Origin of the sequence: Tenacibaculum gallaicum, assembly GCF_003387615.1 — a bacterium.
Taxonomy (GTDB): Bacteria; Bacteroidota; Bacteroidia; order Flavobacteriales; family Flavobacteriaceae; genus Polaribacter; species Polaribacter gallaicus.
Genome location: NZ_QUNS01000004.1, coordinates 33,710 through 55,784 on the forward strand (window position 1 = coordinate 33,710; position 22,075 = coordinate 55,784).

General features: G+C 31.9%; 21 protein-coding genes and 1 other RNA gene. 6 read left to right on the forward strand and 16 right to left on the reverse strand.

The window, feature by feature from the left end; all coding sequences use genetic code 11:
• Positions 1–181: 181 nt before the first annotated feature.
• The 3 genes from rnpB to C7448_RS08895 all read right to left on the reverse strand — a co-directional run bounded on the left by rnpB (position 182) and on the right by C7448_RS08895 (position 2,430).
• Positions 182–491, reverse strand: an RNA gene (gene rnpB, locus C7448_RS08885) — RNase P RNA component class A.
• Between the two features lie 185 nt (positions 492–676).
• Positions 677–1,801, reverse strand: a complete 1,125-nt coding sequence (gene dnaJ / locus C7448_RS08890) for a molecular chaperone DnaJ (protein ID WP_115901026.1) — start codon at positions 1,799–1,801, stop codon at positions 677–679.
• 68 nt (positions 1,802–1,869) lie between these two features.
• On the reverse strand, positions 1,870–2,430 hold the full coding sequence (locus C7448_RS08895) for a nucleotide exchange factor GrpE (protein WP_115901027.1): 561 nt from the start codon (positions 2,428–2,430) through the stop codon (positions 1,870–1,872).
• 210 nt (positions 2,431–2,640) lie between these two features.
• Between C7448_RS08895 and C7448_RS08900 the strand changes: the two genes are divergently transcribed.
• On the forward strand, positions 2,641–2,832 hold the full coding sequence (locus C7448_RS08900) for a hypothetical protein (RefSeq protein WP_115901028.1): 192 nt from the start codon (positions 2,641–2,643) through the stop codon (positions 2,830–2,832).
• A gap of 58 nt (positions 2,833–2,890) precedes the next feature.
• On the opposite strand, the gene C7448_RS08905 is transcribed toward C7448_RS08900, so the two are convergent.
• From C7448_RS08905 to C7448_RS08920, 4 genes are all read right to left on the reverse strand, one after another.
• The gene (locus tag C7448_RS08905; RefSeq protein ID WP_115901029.1) at positions 2,891–3,652 is read right to left on the reverse strand and encodes a DUF6503 family protein; all 762 of its coding nucleotides are present in this window, start codon (positions 3,650–3,652) and stop codon (positions 2,891–2,893) included.
• A gap of 135 nt (positions 3,653–3,787) precedes the next feature.
• A complete protein-coding gene (gene murA, locus C7448_RS08910; protein WP_115901030.1) occupies positions 3,788–5,101 on the reverse strand; it encodes a UDP-N-acetylglucosamine 1-carboxyvinyltransferase in 1,314 nt (437 codons plus the stop codon).
• The gene (locus tag C7448_RS08915; RefSeq protein WP_115901031.1) at positions 5,102–5,743 is read right to left on the reverse strand and encodes a DUF4290 domain-containing protein; all 642 of its coding nucleotides are present in this window, start codon (positions 5,741–5,743) and stop codon (positions 5,102–5,104) included.
• A gap of 46 nt (positions 5,744–5,789) precedes the next feature.
• Positions 5,790–8,120: an ATP-dependent helicase gene (locus C7448_RS08920; protein WP_115901032.1), complete on the reverse strand. Its 2,331-nt coding sequence runs from the start codon at positions 8,118–8,120 to the stop codon at positions 5,790–5,792.
• A 229-nt stretch (positions 8,121–8,349) separates the two neighbouring features.
• Between C7448_RS08920 and C7448_RS08925 the strand changes: the two genes are divergently transcribed.
• The 3 genes from C7448_RS08925 to C7448_RS08935 are packed head-to-tail and all read left to right on the forward strand — an operon-like array spanning position 8,350 to position 10,179.
• Positions 8,350–8,967: a SatD family protein gene (locus C7448_RS08925; RefSeq protein WP_115901033.1), complete on the forward strand. Its 618-nt coding sequence runs from the start codon at positions 8,350–8,352 to the stop codon at positions 8,965–8,967.
• A complete protein-coding gene (locus C7448_RS08930; RefSeq protein WP_115901034.1) occupies positions 8,964–9,677 on the forward strand; it encodes a DUF3307 domain-containing protein in 714 nt (237 codons plus the stop codon). The genes C7448_RS08925 and C7448_RS08930 overlap by 4 nt, the downstream gene beginning before the upstream one ends.
• Positions 9,667–10,179, forward strand: coding sequence for a DUF7935 family protein (locus C7448_RS08935; RefSeq protein WP_115901035.1), 513 nt, complete (start codon positions 9,667–9,669; stop codon positions 10,177–10,179). Before C7448_RS08930 ends, C7448_RS08935 begins: the two co-directional genes overlap by 11 nt.
• Before the next feature lie 36 nt (positions 10,180–10,215).
• Here the strand turns inward: C7448_RS08935 and C7448_RS08940 are convergent, their stop codons facing one another.
• Together C7448_RS08940 and C7448_RS08945 are read right to left on the reverse strand one after the other, a co-directional pair.
• Entirely contained in the window at positions 10,216–11,052 is an 837-nt protein-coding gene (locus C7448_RS08940) for a sulfurtransferase (RefSeq protein WP_115901036.1), read from the reverse strand.
• A gap of 19 nt (positions 11,053–11,071) precedes the next feature.
• Positions 11,072–12,397 carry a dicarboxylate/amino acid:cation symporter gene (locus C7448_RS08945; RefSeq protein ID WP_115901037.1) on the reverse strand — a complete coding sequence of 442 codons (1,326 nt, stop codon included), beginning with the start codon at positions 12,395–12,397 and terminating at the stop codon, positions 11,072–11,074.
• A 132-nt stretch (positions 12,398–12,529) separates the two neighbouring features.
• On the opposite strand from C7448_RS08945, the gene C7448_RS08950 reads away from it, so the two are divergent.
• Positions 12,530–13,180, forward strand: coding sequence for a DUF937 domain-containing protein (locus C7448_RS08950; protein ID WP_115901038.1), 651 nt, complete (start codon positions 12,530–12,532; stop codon positions 13,178–13,180).
• An 83-nt stretch (positions 13,181–13,263) separates the two neighbouring features.
• Complete coding sequence (locus tag C7448_RS08955; RefSeq protein ID WP_115901039.1) at positions 13,264–13,575, forward strand: DUF6787 family protein; 312 nt, start codon at positions 13,264–13,266, stop codon at positions 13,573–13,575.
• A gap of 10 nt (positions 13,576–13,585) precedes the next feature.
• Here C7448_RS08955 and C7448_RS08960 read toward each other — a convergent pair whose 3' ends face one another.
• The 7 genes from C7448_RS08960 to C7448_RS08990 form a co-directional block, all read right to left on the reverse strand.
• On the reverse strand, positions 13,586–14,446 hold the full coding sequence (locus C7448_RS08960; RefSeq protein ID WP_115901040.1) for a mechanosensitive ion channel family protein: 861 nt from the start codon (positions 14,444–14,446) through the stop codon (positions 13,586–13,588).
• Positions 14,446–15,132, reverse strand: coding sequence for an aspartate/glutamate racemase family protein (locus C7448_RS08965; RefSeq protein ID WP_115901041.1), 687 nt, complete (start codon positions 15,130–15,132; stop codon positions 14,446–14,448). The genes C7448_RS08960 and C7448_RS08965 overlap by 1 nt, the downstream gene beginning before the upstream one ends.
• On the reverse strand, positions 15,133–17,850 hold the full coding sequence (locus C7448_RS08970) for a DNA gyrase/topoisomerase IV subunit A (protein WP_115901042.1): 2,718 nt from the start codon (positions 17,848–17,850) through the stop codon (positions 15,133–15,135).
• Between the two features lie 437 nt (positions 17,851–18,287).
• Positions 18,288–20,144 (reverse strand): DNA topoisomerase IV subunit B, encoded by a 1,857-nt coding sequence (locus C7448_RS08975; RefSeq protein ID WP_115901043.1) that lies wholly within the window; start codon positions 20,142–20,144, stop codon positions 18,288–18,290.
• A 92-nt stretch (positions 20,145–20,236) separates the two neighbouring features.
• Positions 20,237–20,473, reverse strand: a complete 237-nt coding sequence (locus C7448_RS08980) for a hypothetical protein (protein ID WP_115901044.1) — start codon at positions 20,471–20,473, stop codon at positions 20,237–20,239.
• Between the two features lie 8 nt (positions 20,474–20,481).
• Positions 20,482–20,952, reverse strand: coding sequence for a thermonuclease family protein (locus C7448_RS08985; RefSeq protein WP_115901045.1), 471 nt, complete (start codon positions 20,950–20,952; stop codon positions 20,482–20,484).
• A 42-nt stretch (positions 20,953–20,994) separates the two neighbouring features.
• On the reverse strand, positions 20,995–22,071 hold the full coding sequence (locus tag C7448_RS08990; protein WP_115901046.1) for a type I restriction endonuclease: 1,077 nt from the start codon (positions 22,069–22,071) through the stop codon (positions 20,995–20,997).
• Between the last annotated feature and the right edge of the window lie 4 nt (positions 22,072–22,075).

The following is a 22,075-nucleotide window of genomic DNA, read 5'->3' on the forward strand; positions in this document are numbered from 1 at the left end:
TTTAACCTTAATTTTAAAAATAAACAACAAAACAAGCAAAAAAGCGAATTTATTTAATCTGAAAGGCTATTTTTTAAAGATATACCAAAAAAACAAACAAAAAATCATTCAATAATTATCAAATTGATAATTTACTATTTAGAAGAGAATGCAAAATAATGATATAATCATTCTAAATAGGAAAAAAAGCAGACCCATAAGCTGGATTCTGTTCCTTATAAATAAGGCTCTTATCATTTATCTAGTTCTGAAATTACTCTCAGAATCAATCTGCCTACCCCTTAGAATCGCGCGAGTAGCGCTCAAGCTCTAATGTACATGGCATTGCACCGCATAGAGTTTACCTGGTTTCACTACAGCATTACCTGTACATACTTTCTGTTGCACTTGTCCTCGGTTTACACTGGACGGATGTTATCCGCTATGCTACTCTATGGTGTCCAGACTTTCCTACTTATATTTTCTATAAGTCGATAAGATAGGTCTGCTATTATATTGTTGTCAAATAAAAGTTCACACCTCTATTCATAAAAAAACCCACTCAAAAGAATTGAGTGGGAAAATTGCTATGAAAAAGAAAAAGTGTCTAGAACGTCTCCTAGACACTGCAAATATATAACTGTTTTTCGTTTAAAAAAAATTTTATTTAAAAAAAATTATCTTTTTTAAGAAATTTTTAAGAAAACATATCTTTTACTTTCTCAAAGAAAGATTTGTCTGATTTCTGAGGGTTTGGGCTAAAGTTCTCATCTTCTTGCATTTCCTCAAAAAACTTACGTTGATCTTTGGTTAATTCTTGTGGTGTCCACACATTTATGTGAATTAAGAAATCTCCATGTCCGTAACGTTCAATACTAGGTAATCCTTTTCCTTTTAAACGTAAAATTTTACCTGATTGCGTTCCTGGTTCAATCTTAATCTTTACTTTTCCTGTAACTGTTTCTACTTCTTTTGATATTCCTAAAACTGCTTCTGAAAAGTTAATATATAAATCGTAGTGAATATTGCTTCCTTCTCGTTTTAAGTTTTCGTGTGGTACTTCTTCAATCAGCACTAATAAATCTCCTGGAATTGAATTTTTACCTGGTGCTTCATTTCCTTTACCTCCTACTTTTAATTGTACTCCTTCAGTTACACCTTCCGGAATATTAATAGAAACAGTTTCTTCTTTTACTACCATTCCTTGTGCATCGGCTCCACTTGGCTTTTTGTCTAGCATCTCTCCTGCTCCATGACAAGTACTACATGTAGTAGCTGTTTGCATTCTACCTAAAATAGTATTGGTTACACGCATTTGCTGTCCGCTACCATTACATGTTGAACATGTTTTATAGGTTACTCCTTCAGCTTGAACTTTTCTACGAACTTTTACTTTCTTTTCAACTCCTTTTGCTATATCTTCTAAGGTTAGTTTTACACGAATACGTAAGTTACTACCTTTTACTCGTGCTTGACGGTGACCTCCACCACCAAAGCCTCCGAAACCGCCTCCAAAAGCTCCTCCGAAAATATCTCCGAATTGGCTAAATATGTCATCCATATTCATACCACCTCCTCCGAAGCCTCCATGATCTCCTTCAAAAGCAGCATGACCGTATTGATCATAACGAGCTTTCTTATTTTCGTCACTTAATATCTCATAAGCTTCAGCTGCTAATTTAAACTTCTCTTCAGCTTCTTTATCATTTGGGTTTTTATCTGGATGGTGTTTAATTGCCATCTTACGATATGCCTTTTTGATTTCAGCTTGTGATGCCGATTTTGATATTCCTAATATTTCGTAATAATCTTGTTTTGCCATAACTTTCAATGTTCAATTATCAGTAAACGGTTACATAACAACTAATAATTGTATTAATGATAATTGTTTTACGCTTGCCCCATTACTACTTTAGGGTGACGAATAATTTTATCTCCTAACTTATACCCTTTCTCTACACAATCAATAATTTTTCCTTTTAAATCATCTGTAGGTGCAGGTATTTGTGTTATTGCATCATGAACTTCTGCATCGAAATCATCTCCTGCTTTTACTTCTATTGCAGTTAATCCTTTTTGAGTTAAGATGTTTTTAAACTTATTATTAATAAGTTCTATCCCTTTTATCAACTCAGAGTCTTCTGATTTTTTAATTTCTGTCAAACCTCTATCAAAATCATCCATAATTGGCAGTAAAGCTGTCATTAATTCCTGGCTTGCTGTTTTAAAAAGGTCAATACGCTCTTTTGAAGTACGTTTTTTATAGTTTTCAAACTCTGCGAATAATCGTAAATATTTATCCTTCTCAGCTTGAATTAACTCTTCTGTTGTTGGTTCTTCCTTAGCTTTAACCTCTTTATTTTCTTGAGTTTCTTCCTGACTTTCTCCTAAATCGCCATTTTTAATAGCGTCGTTAATTTCGTCTTCTTTTGTATATTGATCTTTACTCATTGTAAATCGTTTCATGTATTTAACATCTTTTGATTAACAAGAATACTGCCAATAAAAAATTTGTGTCATAATGACACTGTAATAGCGGTAAGTAAAATACTTTATAATATTAAGTTGCAAAAAAGGTTTATTATATTTTGTTTAAAAATCTTAAAACTATATATTTAAGAAATTTTATTAATTAATTTATAACACAAAAAGTCCCTCATTATGAAACAGAATTTTTTAAACATTTCAGGAGTTACAATTCTTTCAAAAAACCAACAAAAAAACTTAACTGGTGGTGCTGCAATCGATCTTAATAAGTGTGGATGCGACTGCTCTGGTAGTGTAACAGGACCTATTTATTGTCACCAATATTTTGCTTGTACGCAAGAATATACGTGTAATGAAGAAATGTAAAAGTTAAACATAAGAAAAGCTGTTATCGTTTCGATAACAGCTTTTTTATTTCATTTAACTAGTTTGGTAAAGCTTTAACTTTCTTTGCTTTTTGAGGCACAATAAATTCTGCTTCATTAATAAATTTAATATTAGATAATTTTACTTCTCCTATTACCTTTTCATAACCTTTTTTCAATGACCACATATAAAACGTCCAATTAGTTGCAATAGGTATAGATTTAATTAATTTGATTTTATTATACTTAATAGCGTGAGGTTCTTTTTCTGCCTTTTCTTTTCCTTTACCAAAGGTAACAATATATGCTGCTCCACCTAACATATTTGTTTCTGGGTTTTTATATATAATATACCAATCATCTGGTGCATCACCTGTTCCTGACTCAAAAGTTAACTTCCCTGTATCAAAATTTTTAGTTCCCCATTTGTTTTCTTCAAAATTAGACCAAATGGTTCCTTGGTCGTTTAGTTTATAAGGTAAGCCTAAAAAATATGACCATGTAAAAATATCAAAACGAGCTGCTCCCATATCTTCTTCTTTTATCCCTAATGAATAGACTTCTTTTCCATCAAAAATAATAAGCGACCCATCTTGTTTTTCTATTTTTATTTTCCCTCCTCCTGTTTCTTGAGTTATTTCTCCTTTTAGACGTTGCTTTCCTCCAAATGTTATATCAATAGTATATTTCAGGTACTTTTGACTCATAAAAGCTTCTTTTTTATGTGCCTCTTCTATTGAAGATGTAAATTGAGGTTTTTCTTGGGCTGTAAAAATTGTTACTTGAAATAATAAGATAGCAAGTACTATTTTTTTTATCATAATGATTGATTTAAGTTAGGCCGATTAGTCGATAAAGACACTCTTTAATTACATATTATTTTTAAATTTTAATCATAAAAAAATCCCGAGTCAAATTAACTCAGGATTTTTGTTCTTTATATTATTACTATTATATTAATCTTCAATTCTTTCAATCTTAGCTCCTATAGATTTTAAACGTGCTTCAATATCTTCGTAACCTCTATCTATCTGTTCAATATTATTAATAATACTTGTTCCTTTTGCTGAAAGTGCTGCTATTAATAATGAAATACCTGCTCGAATATCTGGTGAAGTCATTTTAGTTGCCTTCAACTGTGATTTAAAATCGTGTCCTATTACTGTAGCTCTATGTGGATCACATAAAATTACTTTTGCTCCCATGTCGATTAATTTATCGACAAAGAACAAACGACTTTCAAACATTTTTTGATGTACCAACACTGTTCCTTTTGCTTGTGTAGCTACTACTAAAACAATACTTAATAAATCTGGTGTAAATCCTGGCCAAGGAGCATCAGCTACTGTTAATACTGACCCATCAATATAACTTTGAATTTCATAACTTTCTTGTTCTGGAATATAAACATCGTCTCCTTTTCTTTCTAGTTGAATTCCTAACTTTCTAAATACATTCGGAATCTGCCCTAAATCATTCCAACTAACATTTTTAATTGTTAATTCAGAACGTGTCATAGCAGCCATACCAATCCAACTACCAATCTCAATCATATCTGGTAAAATGGTATGCTCACAACCTCCTAATGATTCTACTCCTTCAATTGTAAGTAAATTAGAACCTACTCCAGATATTTTTGCTCCCATAGAATTCAACATTTTTGATAATTGCTGAATGTATGGTTCGCAGGCTGCATTATATATAGTTGTAGTTCCTTTGGCCAAAACTGCAGCCATAATAATGTTTGCTGTACCGGTTACTGAAGCTTCATCCAATAACATTTCTGTTCCTACTAGCCCTGTTTCTGTTTCTACTCCGTAGAAGTATTCTTCTCGATTGTAACGGAATTTTGCTCCTAAATTGATAAAACCCTCAAAGTGAGTATCTAAACGACGACGCCCAATTTTATCTCCTCCAGGACGTGGTATATACCCTTTTCCAAAACGAGCTAATAACGGACCAACAATCATAATAGACCCTCTTAATGAGCTACCATCTCTTTTAAATTCTGGTGATTCAAGATATTTTAAATTGATATCATCTGCCTGAAAGCTATACGAATTTTTAGATAGTTTTTCTATCTTAACTCCTAATTCTCCTAAAATAAAAATCAGCTTATTAACATCAATAATATCAGGAACATTATTTATAATTACTTTTTCTGAGGTTAATAACACTGCACATATAACTTGCAATGCTTCATTTTTTGCTCCTTGTGGTGTTATTGTTCCTTTTAACTTGTGACCTCCTTCAATTTTAAATGATGCCATTTACTTTTTTCTATATTTATTAGTGCTTCCTTTTCCTTTTGAATGACTTTTGTGCTGACCTTGACTGCTACGCTTTCTTAATAAACTTTTGCTATCTGCTAAATCTTCTTCTATGTCTCGAATATCAATTCTCCCATCAGACAACTCATATAAATGATTAAAAATCACATTATCGTCCACCGTGTCTTTATTCCAATTTAAATAGCATTTTTTCATATGATTCGCAATTGTAAACACCAAAGCTTCTTTCATATCTCCTTCTTCCCATGTTAATGCCTCATCAATCATCGTTTGAATATTTGTTCCATAAAAACGGTACTTTGATGCTGATTTAGGATATGGCAATCTATCTGGAGCTTCTTGCAGCTCTTCTTTTGAAGGTGTTTCATATGGAGAATCTACATCTAACTCAAAATCTGCCATTATATGTAACTGATCCCATAATTTATGCTTAAAATCAGGTACATCTCGTAAATGAGGTTGTAAGTTCCCCATTACATCGATAATAGCTTTTGCCATTGTATTTCGCTCTTCTTTATCTTCTAAAGCGATACAATGGTTTACTAATTTTTGTATATGCCTCCCATATTCAGGGATAATTAATTTGGATCTTTTCGAATTGTATTCTAAATCAAACGTCATTTCTCTATATTTTATCTATGCAAAATAGGTAATTATTATGAATTAATTACCCGATTACTTTCAATTTTGCAAATTGTAACAATAATTTCTTTTTACCTACGGTACTAAACTCTATTTCTGCTTTTTTATTGGGTCCTTTCCCTTCTAAAGCTACTACTTTTCCAGTACCAAAACGGTTATGCTCTACTACGTTTCCTACTGTGATTTCTCCATCAAATAAATTCATTTTCGGACTCATTTCTGAAACCTTTTTCATTTTACTTTTTGGAGGAACCATATTTGTTTTTTCCTTCTTCGCTAAAAATTCCTTTCTCTTTTTTTGAATTGGTTTTTGAAAACGTATTTTTTTGGGGGTATCATCATCAAACAAACTAGCGTCAATAAACCTATTTGTCGATGGTTCTGGCACTTTTGGAGTCAAATATTCGATAAACTGTTCGTCTATTTCTTCTAAAAATCTACTTGGCTCACCATCCGTTAATTTTCCCCAACGATAACGTGTTTGTGCATAGGTTAAATATGCTCCTTTTTCTGCTCTTGTTAAAGCAACGTAAAACAAACGACGTTCTTCTTCTAATTCACTACGGGTATTCATACTCATTGCAGAAGGAAATAAACTTTCTTCCAATCCTACAATATATACATAAGGAAATTCTAATCCTTTAGATAAGTGAATTGTCATTAATGAAACACGAGGTTCTTCATCTTCTTTATCAGAATCAAAATCAGTCGCTAGTGCTACATCTTCTAAAAATGACGTTAATGAAGCGTCTTCTCCCGTTTCTATTTTATCGGTAATAAAGTCTTTTATTCCGTTTAAAAGCTCTTGAACATTTTCAACTTTATTAACCCCTTCTGGCGTTCCATCCTTTTGTAAATCTTTTACTAACTGTGTTTGTTTCACCACCAAATCAGCAATTTCAAACGCGTTTTTCGTTTGTGTTTCAATTTGAAAACGCTGAATCATGTTCACAAAGTTCTGTAACTTAGTTTTGGTTCCAGAATTAATATTAATATCTATAGTATTGATATTCTTTAAAATATCAAACATTGATTTATTATAATGATTCGCTGCGATGGTTAATTTATCTAACGTTGTAGCTCCAATTCCTCTCGCCGGATAATTGATAATACGTTTTAATGCCTCCTCATCATTTGGATTGATTAAAATTCGTAAATATGATAGTAAATCTTTAATTTCTTTACGTTGATAGAATGAAATTCCTCCGTAAATTTTATATTTAATATCTTTTTTACGCAATGCATCTTCCATTGCTCTCGATTGTGCATTGGTACGATACAGAATTGCAAATTGATCGCTCGTTAACTGATGATTCATTTGGTTTTCCCAAATAGATTGTGCCACAAAACGTCCTTCTTCTCCATCAGAAATAGTACGCATTACTTTTACACTATCTCCCGCATCATTTGCTGTCCAAATTTCTTTATCTAGCTTCGTTTTATTCTTGTCAATTACACTATTAGCAGCTCGAACTATGTTACTTGTTGAGCGATAATTTTGCTCTAGTTTGAATGTTTTTACATCCGGATAATCCTTCTGAAAATTTAAGATATTTTGAATGTTTGCTCCACGAAATCCGTAAATACTTTGCGAATCGTCTCCTACCACACAAATATTCTGAAAACGATCTGCCAATGCACGTACAATTAAATATTGTGAATGGTTGGTATCTTGGTACTCATCTACCATGATATAACGGAAGCGATCTTGATACTTTGCCAACACATCTGGAAAACGTGCTAATAATTCATTAGTACGTAATAATAAATCATCAAAATCCATTGCTCCAGACTTAAAGCATCTATCTACATACTCTTTGTATATATCTCCCACTCTTGGACGGCTTGCTTCTAAGTCAGCTTGTTGTAAATCTGAATTATTAAAATAAGCCCTGACCGTTATCAAACTGTTTTTAAAAGAAGAAATTCTGCTTAAAATTTGCTTTGGCTTGTATCTATCTTTATCTAAGTTCATTTCTTTGATAATCGCCGTTATCAATCGAACTGAGTCTTGTGTATCGTAAATTGTAAAATTAGATGGATACCCTAATCGATCAGCTTCAGAACGTAAAATACGTGCAAAAACTGAGTGAAAAGTTCCCATCCAAAGATTTTTCGCTTCGCCATACCCCACTACTTTACCAATACGCTCTTTCATTTCGCGAGCTGCCTTATTGGTAAATGTTAATGACAAAATATTAAATGCATCTACTCCACGCTCCATCAAATAAGCTATTTTGTAGGTTAGCACTCTAGTTTTACCCGATCCTGCTCCTGCTATAATTATCATTGGGCCGTCTTTTTGTAAAACAGCTGCTTTCTGTGGTTCGTTAAGTTGCTCTAAATAAGTACTCAAAGGAAATTAAATTGAAAGAATTTTAAAAATGGAAAATTAACCAATCTTTTAGGTTTTTTAAAGATTCTAAGCCTTTTTTTATTCACTAATTTTAGTTTCTATTAATTCTTCTTAAAACCCGAATTAATCAAAATTCGTCTTAAAACCCTTATTCTTTATTATTCGCTTAAAAACCCGAATTATTTGGTGTTTTCAATCCAAAAACTTATTTTTACTAAAATTTGAATACATGACAAGTGTAATTACTGGTGATATTATTAACTCTCGAGGTGTTTCTGTTGAAACATGGCTCCCTTTACTTAAAAAATCTTTCAATCTTGTAGGGAAAACTCCAAAAACATGGGAGCTTTTTCGCGGAGACAGTTTTCAAATTGAAATTGAAGATATTTCTGAAGCACTCTTTTTTGCTATTGAACTTAAAACTAATGTCAAGAAAATAAAAGATTTAGACATTCGTTTAGCTATTGGTATTGGTGATAAAAGTTTTGATACTGAAAAAATTACTGAAGCCAATGGTGAAGCTTTTATTAATTCTGGATATGCATTTGATCATTTACTTAAAAAACAGAATTTAGCCTTGAAAACTCCTTGGAAAGATATCAATGAAGAGTTTGAGGTTTCTTTGGGTTTAAGTTTGTTAATAATGGATAACTGGACAACTAATTCTGCTGCTTTTGTAAATATGTCCTTACAAAACCCCAAGTGTACCCAGAAAGTAATTGCTAAAAAACTAGCTATTTCAGAAAGCAGTGCCAGCGAACGAAGAAAACGTTCTGGTTTTGATGAAATCATCAAACTAGAAAGACGCTATAGAAAACTTATGAATCAGAAACGAACCAACTTATGATACTCTTCTTAAAACTACTCGTCGCCCATTTATTAGGTGATTTTGTGTTTCAACCTAAAAATTGGGTAAAAAACAAAGAAAAAAAGAAAATAAAATCTATAAAACTCTATGCCCATATAGGTATTCACGCAATTTTATTACTCCTAATTCTACAATTCAACTCTAAGTATTGGAATGTTTTTTTACTTATAATTGTTTCTCATTATATTGTTGATATCGGTAAATTATACCTTCAAAAGAAGAAAAACAAACGTTTATTTTTCTTTTTAGACCAAGCTTTACATCTATTTTTTCTAGGTCTTGCTACCTATATACACACTCCTTATAAAATTAATATAGATACCTTTTTAAGTAAACAAAACTTATTACTTTTTGCTTGTTTAATTTTTGTTACCTACACATCTTCCATCATTATTAACATATTAATTTCTAAATGGAACCCTGAAAAAGGTAATAAATCAACAGAACAATCGTTAGCCAATGCAGGTAAGTATATTGGTTTCTTAGAACGCTTATTAATTTTTGTTTTTATTGCGATTAACCAATGGGCTGGTGTCGGTTTTTTACTCGCTGCAAAATCTATATTTAGATTTGGAGATTTAACTGCATCAAAAGATAGAAAGCTTACCGAGTATGTACTGATTGGAACTTTATTAAGTTTTGGATTGGCAATTTTAACAGGACTCGTATATTCGCATTATGGAAGATAAAATTATAGAAGGGCTAGCTTATGCCCTACCAGCATTAGTAACTGGCGGTGTAGCTTATCTAATTTTAGGCCGCTTTATTGAACAAGACAATAAAGAAAAAACATTCAACGCTTTAGTTGAAAAAAAACGTGAAAGTTTACCTACAAAACTACAAGCTTATGAACGTATGTTATTGTTTTGTGAGCGTATCAATCCATCAAAATTACTTTTAAGAGTTAATCCAATTGGAGAAGATACTGATAATTACCTACAGCTTTTAATTGCTAATATAGAACAGGAATTTGAACATAACTTAGTGCAACAACTATATATTTCGGATGATAGTTGGAAAGCCGTTACAGCTGTTAAATTAGCTATTATTGCAAAACTTCGTTCTACAGCAGAGGAATCTGAAACTGCTAAAGATTTACGAGAAAATGTATTAATTGATTATTCACAACAAGAAAGTCCTGCAAATACTGCTATTGGCTTTTTAAAACAAGAAGTAAAAAAACTGATATAATAAAAAAGCCTCAATATTGAGGCTTTTTTTATATTTTTATTTTTCAACAGGTAACTCTAATCTACTTGCCCATTCTGTCCAAGAACCATCGTATACACTGTAGTTTATTCTCTCAGATATTTCAGCACCTAAAGCTAGTATACACGCCGTAACTCCTGATCCGCAATAAAAAATCATTTCTTCTTTTTTTGGGTTTATTTCTGAAAACATTTTTTGAAGTTCTTCCTTTGATTTCATCTTCCCATCTACTTGTAATTCTACATAAGGTAAACTTTTAGAATTAGGAATATGACCCACTCTTAAATCCTTCCTAGGTTCAGGTTCTGTCGCATAGAACCTTCCTTTAGAACGAGCATCTAAAATAAATTTTTTATTATGAGAAGCTTTTAATACTCCCTCTGTTTCACTTACTTTATCCCTATTAAGGTTGGCTACAAAACTTCCTACAGTTGATTCTCTTTCTTTTTTAGACTCAATTGTATAACCAGCTTCTTTCCATGAAGGCAAACCTCCATTTAAAACTGCAATATTTGTAAACCCAAATGTTTTGAACAACCACCATACTCTTGGAGACGAATACACTCCTAAATCATCATAAACAACAATACAACTATTATTATTAATACCTAGCTTTTGAACCTCAGTTTCAAAATACTTTTCTGACGGAACTGTATTTGGGTATTTCCCCTCAGTATCTAAAAAGGTATTCTTTAAATCAAAGAAAACAGCATTTTTAATCTGCTGTTTCTCTTTTTTACTATCTGCTTTGTTTCCTACTTTTTGAATAGTTGCGTCAAGAACTATTAAGTTATCCGCATTCAAGTTATTGTGCAACCAATCAACAGAAACTATAGGTGAATCTACTTTAAGCATTCTATAAATAGATTTATGTTTATTTTACTTCATTGTAATGCTCATCCCAATTATGTGGATGTGGTTTTCCTAACTTCCCTACAGATTTAGCTACTAAAGTAGAAACTGTTGCATCACCTGTTACGTTAATAACAGTTCTACACATATCTAAAGGTCTATCAACTGCAAAAATTAACGCCAAACCTATGGCTAATTTATCTGCTGGAAAACCAACTGATTCTAATACTATTACTAACATTACCATTCCTGCTCCTGGTACAGCTGCTGAGCCTATTGAGGCTAACAAAGCCGTTAAAATAATTGTTAGTTGATCAACAAAAGTTAAATCGAAGCCTAAAGCTTGTGATATAAATACTGCTGCTACGGCTTGATATAAACTAGTACCGTCCATATTAATAGTAGCTCCTACTGGCAATACAAAACTTGATACTTCTTTATCTACTCCAATATGCTCTTCTACTCGTTCCATCGTAACTGGCAATGTTGCTGCACTAGAACTTGTTGAAAACGCTAATAATTGTGCTGGACTTATTTGTTTTAAAAACCATAATGGATTCTTTTTGGTAAATACACTTATTAAAACCATATAAAGTGCTACCATTAACAATAAACCTCCAACAACTGTTGCTCCATATTTTAATAATGCTAACAATAAATCAGGATCATTGGAAGTAACTACAACATTTGCTAATAATGCAAATACTGCAAAAGGTGCAGTTAACATGATTAAATCAACCATTTTTAGCACAACTTCATTTAACGAATCAAAAAAGTTTTTTAATGGTTTAGCCTTTTTCTCTCCTATTAATAACATTGATATTCCTAAGAAAATAGTAAAGAAAATTACCTGTAACATTGCTTTATTGTTGCTCATTGCCTGCATGGCATTATCAGGAACCATATCTTCTAAAAATTGAAGTGGGCCACTTTCTTTTTGCTTACTAGCCTCTGCTATTTTAGCTTGTACTCCTTCACTATTTGCATAATCTGCTGTTAGTTTAGCTATAGTATCTTCAGAAATCCCTTCTCCAGGTTGTACAACATTCACTAATACCAACCCTACTGTTATTGCTATTACTGTAGTACCTATATAAATTAACATGGTACGTAAACCAATGTTTTTAAATTTTGAAATGTCTTTTAAATCAGAAATCCCTTTTACCAGAGAAGCAATAATTAATGGTACTGCTATTAATTTTAATAATTTTACGAAAATTGTTCCAAAAGGCTTTATCCAATCCGATACAAATGATGCTCCATTATCTATAAAGGTCATCCCTAACCCAAATAAAATACCTAAAATCATTCCTATTAAAATTTGCCAGTGTAGTGCAAGTTTCTTCATATAATCTATAAATCTATTATTTTTTTAACTGGCCGTAAGGTATAAAGAAATATTTAAAAAAAAGTGACCTTCAGTTTGTATCTTGTGTCCCATTAATTAGAAACTAAGTACTAATCTTAATAAAACAAAAAAATGACGGGAATTTTAGATTTATTAAATAGCGACACAGGAAAGGCAATTATATCTGGTGTTGCGGGCTCAACGGGGCAAGACACTAATAAAACTAGTAGTGTTTTAACGATGGCATTACCTGTTTTAATGAAAGCAATGCAACGAAATGCTACGACACCTCAAGGTGCAGAAAGCTTAAAAAGTGCATTAGATAAGCATGATGGTGGAATCTTAGATAATTTAGGAGACTTGTTTAATGGTGGGGTTAACTCTAATGTTTTACAAGATGGAGGCAAGATTTTAGGTCATGTTTTAGGAAATAAACAACAAGGAGTAGAACAAATTATTGGTCAAAAAGCTGGTATGGATACTGGCGCTGTTGCTAATATTTTAAAAACTGCTGCACCTATTTTAATGGGAGTATTAGGTAAACAATCTCGTCAAAAAAATATAAATAACTCAAATGATTTAAGTGGACTTTTAGGAGGTTTACTAGGTGGTAACTCAACTCAAAAAGAACAAAGCTTCTTAGAACAAATATTGGATGCTGATGGCGACGGTAGTATTGTTGATGATGTAGCTGGAATGATTTTAGGAAACACTAGTAGCAGCCAGCAAAAATCAGGTGGTCTTTTGGGCGGACTTTTAGGCGGTGTATTTGGAAAAAAGTAACTTTACTGATTTATAATGTAATGAAGGGGCAAACATTTGTTTGCCCCTATTCTTTTAATTACTTTTGCCCGACATTAACATTTATGGAGAAACTTAAACAACGTTGGGGTATAGAAAGTAATTGGGCTTTAACTGCTATTTTTATCGTTTTTGCAATAAACGGTTCTTTTGCTGCTTGGGTTGCCAGACCTGTTACCAATCTCTTAGGGTTGTCACCTGAAACTATGACTCCTTGGTTATATTATCCATTAAGAGTTTTACTTATCTTTCCTATTTACCAAACTACTTTGCCTTTAGTTGGTTGGCTTTTTGGTCAATTTAAGTTTTTTTGGGAATTTGAAAAAAAATTTTTAGCTCGTTTGGGTTTAGGCTTTTTGTTTAAAAACTCAAATTAATCAGCTTGTACTAACTACTTGCACTAATTATTTTATGTATTGGTATAGGTAGTGATACTCCTTCTTTAAGAAAACGCTTATGTACAGCTTCTTTTAAAGCACATTTTGTTTTAAATTCTCGAAAAGGTTCGTTTAACCACACGTAAGCACGCATGTGAATATGATCTGTATACACATCAATAACTCGAACATCTACTTGATGTACATCACCCATTACCTGATCTGGCGTACGATAATCGATAACAGTTGGTAACTTAACTGCTTCTTCTTGTATAATCCTTCGTGCTAAATCAATATCTGCCTTTAATCCTATTTTAAAATTATTAAAACTCAATACATGGGAATCTTCTATGGTATGATTTAAAATAGAGTCTGTACTAATTACGGAGTTTGGTATAATGAGTCTCTTATTTTCAAAATTATTTATTACAGTATGTCTCAGCGTTATATCTTCAACAATTCCTACACGTGCTTCATCTAACTTAATATAGTCTCCTACTCGAAATGGACGGAAAATAACAATAAAAGCTCCCGCTATTAAATTAGAGAGTGCTGCTTGTGCTGCAAAACCTATAATAGCTGCTAAAATACCTGCTCCAGAAAAAATAAGTGTTGCTTTACTTCTAAAAGCAGGTACCGTCATAATAATATATATAACACTTAAAAGGCCAATTATAAAAGTTACAGAATTTCGTAAAAATTGGATACTGGTTCTACCGAAACGGTCTTCTTTTTTATGCTTAATTAGTTGCCATATTATAGCTCTTACGACTCTTGAAACTCCCCAAGCTATAAGCGCTACAAGTAAGATATACCCTACTATTCCGAAAAAGGAATTTAAATTGAATTTATATGTTAATAATTCTTTCATTATAAAGAAAGATTAAATGCTTTGGTTGCGTGAATTGTGGTTGTATCAAAAACAGGAATTGATACATCATTTTGTTTTACCAATAGAGGGATTTCTGTGCATCCTAAAATAACACCTTCCGCGCCTTCTTCGTATGCTTTTTCTACAATAGCAATATACTTTTCTTTGGATTCATCGCTAATAATCCCTTTTGCTAATTCAGCATAAATAATATGATGAATTACATCCCTATCTTCTGGATTAGGTATAATCGTATCTATATCAAAACTTTCTAATACATCTGTATAAAAAGTCTTCTCCATAGTGTATTTGGTTCCTAACAATAGAACTTTTTTCAAATGCTTTTCTACAATTGCTTCTGCAGTTGCTTCTGCAATATGAATTACAGGTATCGTAACTTTATTCTTCACAGCATCAATACATAAATGCATTGTATTTGCACAAATTACAATACAACTGGCACCTGCTCTTTCTAAGCTTATAGCTGCATTGGCCATAATCTCGTCTAAAACATCCCATTTTCCTGCTACTTGCAATGCAGATATTTCACCAAAATCAACAGAATTCACTAAAACTTTTGCAGTATGTACTCCTCCATACTTTTGCTGTGCTAAATCATTTAACACTTGATAATATGTAATTGTTGATTGAGGAGTTATTCCTCCTATAAGTCCTATTACTTCCATTTAAAACAATGCTGTTTGACTTTCGTCATCTTTATCTTTCTTCTTCTTTTGAAGTGCTTTTTCTAATGCTCTCTTTGCTTTATCTTCTTTAGATCCCACAAACTCTTTATCTTTAGGTTTTGCATCTTCTACATCCAAAGATAATGATTCTTCTTCTTTAATTTCTTCTTCATCGTTTACCTCAATGTCTTCAACCTTTTCTTCTTCTGGTTCTTCATAAGGTAACGACTCTAACAAGTTTACTGTTTTTATTTTGTCAGTTGTTAGTTGGTTTCCTTGAGCTTTAATTCCTTTAATTGCTATAAACTCTTCAAAGTTCACCTCTATTTTGTCTAAACTTCTTTTTGAGAAAATCACCTCAGCCATAGGACGATAATCTGTAGCTATGATTTCTAATTTTGACTTTTCTTCTTCTGATATAAAAAGTTCTTCCTTATCTGGTGTTTCAATTAAAAATCGCTTTACAAAATAACGCTCTTTTGTACCGTCAAAATAAATTGCTGAAATTGGTTTATTTGGCTTCCACTTTTCAAGCACAATCATATCATTATCAAAATGCATCGCTAAATCTGGCGATACTGCTTTTATTTTTCCTGATTGTGTAGCTATTAATATCTTATCTTCTGCTCTAAACTCACCTAACAACTCTCCTCTACCGTCAACATTTAATCGATGTACTGTATCGTCAAACCAAATTTTTCTAGGTTTTAAAGTTGAGACTCCTGCTTCTTTAAACTCTACTTTTTTTACTGAATACTTGGTTACTAAATTACCTCGAACTCCACGTCCTTTTACAGCTAAATCTGCAAAATCAATATCCCATTTTAGCTTTTTAACGCTTCCAACTGCTCTGAGTAAAATAGTTACTACCTCAGCTTCACCATTAGAGTTGGCTGTGAAATACAATACTTTTGATTTTGAATCTCCGTTGGCTAAGTTATATTCCTTATCTCTAGTTACCGATGTTACATTAAAACGCTTCATATACGAAGGGCCTTTTGCTCCATCTCTGTATATCATGTTGTAAACTGTACGTTTATCTTTTTTCTTAAATATAGCAACGTGAATAATTCCTTTACCTACAAAGGTTTTAGAATCTACCTTCGTCACCACCATTGAACCATTGTCTCTAAATATAATGACATCATCAATATCGGCACAATCAGTAACATATTCATCTTTCTTTAATGATGTTCCTATAAACCCTTCTTCTCTATTTACATAAAGTTTAGAGTTACGCATTACTACTTTGGTAGCTACAATATCATCAAAAATTCGGATTTCAGTTTTACGCTCTTTTCCTTTTCCGTATTTTGATTTTAACTCTTTAAAGTAATCTATTGCAAAATCAATTAAATTATCTAAATGATGTTTAACCTCAGTTATTTTTTCTTCTAAACCTTCAATAAATTGTTTTGCTTTATCAATATCGAACTTAGATATTTTCTTTATTCTTATTTCTGTTAAACGAACAATATCTTCTTCAGTTACTTCTCTTTTTAGGTGCTTGGTATGAGGTTTTAATCCTTCATCAATTGCTTTGATTACTCCTTCCCAAGTTTCTACTTCTTCAATATCACGGTAAATTCTATTCTCAATAAAAATACGTTCTAAAGAAGCAAAGTGCCATTGTTCTTCTAACTCGTGTAATTGAATCTCTAATTCACGTTTTAGCAACTCTACTGTAAAATCTGTCGATTTTTTTAACACTTCTGTTACTCCAATAAACACTGGCTTATTGTCTTCAATAATACAACATAACGGAGATATTGAGTTTTCGCAACTGGTAAAAGCATACAATGCATCAATCGTTTTATCGGGTGATACATTTGCTGGTAAATGCACTAAGATTTCAACATTGGCTGCCGTATTATCTTCAATACGTTTTATCTTAATTTTACCTTTATCATTAGCTTTTAAAATACTATCAATTAAAGAAGATGTGGTTGTACCAAAAGGGATCTCAGTAATTACTAGTGTTTTTTTATCGAGTGCTGAAATTTTGGCTCTTACTCTTACTTTCCCTCCTCTTTTACCATCGTTATAGTTGGTAACATCTGCTATTCCTCCTGTTAAAAAATCGGGTATGATTGTAAAACTTCTTCCTTTTAAGTATTTTACAGATGCATCTATTAGCTCGTTAAAGTTATGTGGTAATATTTTTGTAGAAAGTCCTACTGCAATTCCTTCCGCTCCCTGTGCTAATAACATAGGAAACTTTACAGGTAAGTTTACAGGTTCTTTTTTACGTCCATCATACGAAGCTTGCCATTCAGTGGTTTTGGCATTGAAAACAACATCTAGTGCAAATTTTGATAATCGTGCTTCAATATAACGAGAGGCTGCAGCACGGTCTCCTGTTAAAATATTACCCCAGTTACCTTGCATATCGATTAGCAGTTCTTTCTGCCCCATTTGTACCATGGCATCAGCAATTGAAGCGTCTCCGTGTGGATGGTACTGCATTGTATGACCAACAATGTTTGCTACTTTGTTATAGCGACCATCATCTAAATCTTTCATTGAATGCATAATACGACGTTGCACGGGTTTAAACCCATCTTCCATAGATGGCACTGCACGTTCTAAAATTACATACGAAGCATAATCTAAAAACCACTCTTTATACATTCCCGTAACCTTAGTTATGGTTTCTGTATTTTCAAGGGGTTGATTTAATTCTTCGTCGTGTTCGTAATTGTTACTTTCTTCACTCATGTATGAATGTTTAAACTTTTATTCGTTTAAGAGTTGGTTTGTTTCTTCTTAATTAGTAGAAAAATAGCTATACAAACTAAGGCTGCTACTATCATATTGATATAAGACGACCTATTTGCCCCCCAATTTAAATTGTCAAAATCTACGTTAAATACGTTAACTAAAAAAATTGAAAATGCTATTAATAAATATATTCTAGCTCTTCTATTTCTATCCATTATTTTTTTGCACTTAGTTACAAGCTAATTTATTTATCTGATGTTTTTTATTCTTTAGTCGTTTTGATAGATAAGCCTAATACTAAAGCCATAATCAGCATTAATAATGTTCCTATATATGAATTTTGACTTGATAGTCTACCAAAGTAAACCATTAAAACACAAGCAAGAATCATTATTAATGATACTATTATAATTACTTTCTTTAATTCTTTCATATTAATTTTCTTCTACAATATCTAACTCAACTTTTAGATTGTTGATGATAAACTTTTGTCTGTCTGGAGTATTTTTACCCATATAGAACTCTAACATTTGTTCTATCGACATTTCTTTATCTAACATTATTGGATCTAAACGAATATCGTCTCCAATAAAATGGACAAATTCATTAGGAGAAATCTCCCCTAACCCTTTAAATCGAGTTATTTCTGGTTTTCCTCTTAGTTTATCTATTGCTGCTTTCTTTTCTTCTTCTGAATAACAATAAATCGTTTCTTTTTTATTTCGAACTCTAAATAACGGAGTATCTAATATATATAAATGTCCTTCTTTTATAACCTCAGGAAAAAATTGTAAGAAAAAAGTAATTAATAACAAACGAATATGCATACCATCAACATCGGCATCGGTAGCAATTACAATATTGTTATATCGTAAGTCTTCTAATCCATCTTCTATATTTAAAGCAGCTTGGAGTAGGTTAAACTCTTCATTTTCGTAAACGATTTTTTTTGACAACCCGTATGAGTTTAATGGTTTCCCTTTTAAACTAAATACTGCTTGTGTGTTTACGTCTCTTGATTTAGTTATCGATCCACTTGCCGAGTCTCCCTCGGTAATGAATAATGTAGTGTCTAAATATTTTTCTTTTTTCGTGTCTCCAAAATGGATGCGACAATCACGTAGTTTTTTATTATGTAAACTTGCCTTTTTTGCTCTGTCTCTTGCTAGTTTACGTATACCCGATAACTCTTTACGTTCTTTTTCTGCTTGCAGTATTTTCTTTTGAAGCTTATCGGCTACTTCAGTGTTTTTATGTAAGTAATTATCTAGCTGTGTTTTAACAAAGTCATTGATGTACGTACGAACGGTTGGTAGGTCTCCTCCCATTTCGGTAGACCCTAACTTCGTCTTTGTTTGACTTTCAAAAACAGGTTCCATCACCTTGATAGATATCGCAGAGATAATTGATTTACGTACATCGGAAGCATCAAAGTTCTTTCCAAAAAACTCGCGTACTGTTTTTACTATGGCTTCTCTAAATGCATTTAAGTGTGTACCTCCTTGTGTGGTATTTTGTCCGTTTACAAACGAATGATATTCTTCTGAATATTGTGTTTTACTATGGGTTATCGCTACCTCAATATCATCGCCTCGTAAGTGAATAATTGGATACAACATATCGTCTTGATTGTTGTTGTCTTCCAATAAATCTTTTAATCCGTTTTCTGAATAAAATTTCTCTCCATTAAAAACTATAGTTAATCCTGGGTTTAGGTACACATAGTTTTTTAATAATTTAGAAATGTATTCAGGACGATACATATAATTCTTAAAGATGGTTTCATCAGCTATAAAAGTCACCTTAGTACCTTTACGACGTGATGTTTCATCTAATAACTCTTGATTTGTTAAGTTTCCTTTTTCAAATTCTGCTGAGGCTGATTTACCGTCACGGTTAGATTCTACTCTAAAATAGGTTGATAACGCATTTACTGCTTTGGTACCTACCCCGTTTAATCCTACTGACTTTTTAAAGGCTTTGGAATCGTATTTTCCTCCTGTATTCATCTTCGAAACTACATCCACTACTTTTCCTAGTGGAATCCCTCGTCCGTAATCTCGTACAATTACTTTATTTCCTTGTACAGAAACTTCTATAGTCTTACCTCCTCCCATGACAAATTCGTCAATAGAGTTATCTAAAACCTCTTTAACCAAAATGTAAATTCCGTCGTCTGGTGATGATCCATCTCCAAGTTTACCAATATACATCCCTGGTCGCATACGGATATGTTCTTTCCAATCGAGCGAGCGTATATTGTCTTCGGTATATTGTGTTTCCTGCGTCATAAAAAATCGTGTGAATTGAAGTCTGTGCTAAAATAGTACTTCGGCAGAAAAAATAAAAAACTCTGTTAATATAGTTATCAACAGAGTTCGTTTTATTTCTTTTTTAATGCTTTTTTCTCCCATTTACAGAGCAATCTTCCATATTTCCTTACTTTTTTCTCTGTACTTTCTTTTATAGTTGTTTTACATTGAGATAATCCTCTACAGTTTTTTTTGAAGTGATATTTTGTGCTTGCTACACTACTACAGATATACACTTTTTTGTCTTCTACTTTTTGAAATGCCACCAATACACTTACTGATAGTAGCATTATTATGACTTTTTTCATTTGTTTGGTTATTTTGGTTGTTTTCTATATTGCCATGGTGTGATTACATTGGGTAATGACCACATACCTATTTTAAGTTGTTTTGCCTTTACTTCTAACAAAGCATATTCTTTATTTTTTGAATACTTTTTAAAGTGCATTGCCAATCCTTTTTTTACTAAGCTTTTATTGACATTTTTATGATTATCAAAGTATATTTCAGCAATTAAACGGTTCCAATGCCATTTTCCTTTGTTGATTATTTTAACTGTTTTTCCAAATATTTTGTTGGATACAAATTGTTTTGCTTTGGTGCTAAAAGGTTGCCCTTTTTCAGGACAATCAATATGTTCTAACCTTATGTATATTGGTTTGTTTTGATACAACACCTTCACCGTATCTCCGTCTACTACCCCAATTACTCTTGCGTTGAATTCTTTTGGTACTTTTACTCCTGTTAAAGTTACTAATAAAAATAATAGTATTGTTTTTAGGTACATAGTTTAGTTTGTATGAATAAAACTGTTGATAATATTATATTTTTAATTAGTTTTTTCTTTTGCAAACTCTTCATAGTAATTTATCGTTTCTAAAAGCAAAGAATCAAACTTATAGATATCATCAATTGTTGCTATTTTTTCCCTTATCTCTTTTTTATTAGCATCAAATACCCCTAAATATTTGGTTTTTCCATTAAAATGAAACCTACATAATGGTTTACGATTGTTATTATCTAATAAAACGCCAAAATAAGATTGTGTGTCCCTAAAAGCAATTCTTTCTATAGGTATTTTTTTTCTTAGTATTGCCACCACAATCCTATAGGCTTCCATTTCTTCTTCTGTAGTTACTATTTTATTTTCTTTTTTTTCTTCGTGCTCTATACTTTCTTCTACCAACTTTTCTTCTTCTTTATTTAAAGCATTATGCAGTCTTTCATTTACTTTTTCACTTATTAATTGATTAATAGATTTTGACACTAATTCTTTAAACTGCTCTAACACTCTTTCTGTTTGTCTTCCTGAATAAACTCTTGAAGAAAAGAACCGAACAAAATCATTTTCTGGTTCAATTAATTGACTATTAAATATCTTCTTTATTTCTTTTGAATACTTTAAAGAGCTTGCATTATTAACTATTTGATTGACATCAAACTTTGTTTTATGAAATTTAACAACTTCATTAATTACAGGCTCTTTTAGTTTGGTTATATCAAACTCTAAAAATGGTTTTTCATCCATTTTGTTTGTTTCTTCTAAATCGGTAAAGAACTTATATTCTACACCATTAGTTAGAAGTGCAAATCGTGATTTTGATGTATGAAAATATCTAAATAACTGTGAATTGTGCGTGTTTAAATCTTCTTTCCAATGCTTACATTCTATTATTAAAATAGGAACCTTATTTTCAATTATAGCATAATCTACTTTTTCTCCTTTTTTCAACCCTATATCTGCTGTAAACTCTGGGATTACTTCTGTTGGATTAAAAATATCATACCCTAATAAGTCTATAAAAGGCAATACAAAAGCTGTTTTAGTAGCTTCTTCGGTTTCTATTTGCTCTTTTAATGTTGTAATTTTCTGTGATAACTCTTTTAGTTTGTTGGCTAGTTCCATATTT